The sequence below is a fragment of the Vibrio sp. 378 genome (genome assembly GCF_033339435.1).
The window spans coordinates 1-513 of the sequence record NZ_JAWOUO010001215.1; the positions used below are offsets into that span (position 1 = coordinate 1).

General features: G+C 45.4%; 1 pseudogene. It reads right to left on the minus strand.

Features of this window, described 5'->3' with window-relative positions:
• A pseudogene (locus R7Q48_RS31215) lies at positions 1 to 454 on the minus strand (AraC family transcriptional regulator); the annotation flags it as partial.
• Positions 455 to 513 lie beyond the last annotated feature (59 nt).

Below are 513 nucleotides of genomic sequence, written 5' to 3' on the forward strand. Positions count from 1 at the left end.
TGTCGGGCTGAACTTCCCCCATAAGAGCAAGTAGCGCCATTGCGATGTGGCTCTGAGTGTAATCAGGTGCATTACGACTGGCTAAAGCCAATAACGTATTCTTAAGCTGTGTGATTTCTGAATTGGATTCTGGCGAGAAAGGGTAGAAGCGTCGGTGTTCTGCTTCTGAATGCAATCCAGGGTGTGCTTTCTTAAACTCGCAAAATAGGCTGATGTCAAAGACTAGCGCGACAGCTTTAAAGCCATTCTCGCCTGGTATGGCTTCTGCACTTCTTAAGTCAGAAGAGTTGTATAGGGTAAAGTCGCCAGCTTTTAGTTCAAATTGTTCGCCATTTGGCTGGTGGACGACTAATGCGCCTTCTTCTACGACATATAAGCCGTTATGGGTGGCGGTGTAACGTTCACTTTTGCGAGCAGTGAAGTGGTTAAAGCGAATGATCTCAATGTTCGGCATATTCGTTCTTATCGTTTTCCATGACAAATAAAAAAGGCGCTCATTCGAGCGCCTTTAAA